At 54.8% G+C, this 1,277-nt stretch carries 1 protein-coding gene; it reads left to right on the top strand.

From position 1 onward, the window contains the following. The first annotated feature begins 314 nt into the window (after nt 1-314). Complete coding sequence (locus tag HMPREF3114_RS20630; protein ID WP_083297597.1) at nt 315-980, top strand: T6SS immunity protein Tdi1 domain-containing protein; 666 nt, start codon at nt 315-317, stop codon at nt 978-980. The last annotated feature ends 297 nt before the right edge of the window (nt 981-1,277 follow it).

Below are 1,277 nucleotides of genomic sequence, written 5' to 3'. Positions count from 1 at the left end.
TCGATGGCGCCATCCATGGCGCCAACGGTCCCGCTGGCCCCTCCCGCCCCACCTCTGACAGATTCCCGGGGACGGATCGAAGAGCGTTGGGTTGTCGGGACGGAATTTGAGAGAGGGACGCGGCTTCGCCGCGTCCCTTTTGTCGTTTCTGGCTCCCATCCTCATTTCATGCCGCACACCGGGGCAAGGCAGGCCGGAGGGACCGTTTCTGAAAACGGGCCAACGTCGGTATTGCCTGATACGTTCGACCATCAACAAGTCCGGCAGATGATGTATTCGCGCCGCAGATTCGAAGGCCAAACTGCAGATCAGAAATGAGTAAACTAATTGACTACATCGTCAACGAGCATGGACACCCAAAGCTGTGTCGCTCACTCACCCGCGACGAGTGGAATTCACTTCCAACATCCCTTCCTGATCAACTCCGCGAACTCTTCGCTAAGCTGGGCTTTTTCTTCACACTGCAAGGCCAGCTCCAGACATGCCACCCTAGGAGTTTCAAAGGCATTCTGGATGCAGTGTTCGACCGCGACGAGCAATTCAACAGTACGAATTGCCATGCGTTTTGCCATAGTGCGTTCGGCAATATTTTCTTCTATCACGAAGTCTTCGGCATCGGAGAGATAGAACTTATGCATGGCTCAGTGATGTGTGAGACATCTGCACGAGATACAGATGCCGGAATGCATCTTGAACATGCCATCGAGATCCCATTTATGCTCGACGCAGAGGATATCGATGCTTACGACAAAGATGACAGACGGCTATTCTCCAGAGCACGGAAGAAGCTTGGGCCCTTAGAGATCGGTGAATGCTATGGATTCCAGCCACTGCTTTCACTGGGTGGGGAGAACACCATCGAGAATCTGAAGAAGGTCGAGGCCATTGAGCATTTAGGGATCCTGTGCCAGACACAGGACTTCTCCTTATACGAGTATTCATCGTATGGAACCCGGGCGCTTGTCAGATCATTCAGTTGAAATCACACGGCGATCTTCAGATCGACAACTACAGATCTCCTCCCGGTCTTGATACTTCCTGGTAGTTTCTGCGACCTGTGTCTGATCCTGTAGCCCTAAGCCTACGCCGGGCTGCTTTTCGCAATGACAAAAGCAGCCGAGCGTGGGCTCGGCTCTACACGAGCAAGCGCAGCGCGCGACCCGCTTTTGCCTTTGATTTTCCTCTTCCATTCCGTGGCGGGCCACGCAGGAAACTGTCAGGGGCCGGGCGGGTGGGCTGCGCGGGGGTGTCTGATCTGGCCCCCCGTCAGCGGACGC

The organism is Stenotrophomonas sp. HMSC10F07 (assembly GCF_001807895.1).
GTDB classification, from domain to species: Bacteria; Pseudomonadota; Gammaproteobacteria; order Xanthomonadales; family Xanthomonadaceae; genus Stenotrophomonas; species Stenotrophomonas sepilia.
This window is presented reverse-complemented; position numbering and strand designations above follow the sequence as displayed.

Bases quoted from the DNA above. Each gene is read 5' to 3' on its own strand.
- HMPREF3114_RS20630 (WP_083297597.1), top strand. From the start codon at position 315: ATGAGTAAACTAATTGACTACATCGTCAACGAGCATGGACACCCAAAG.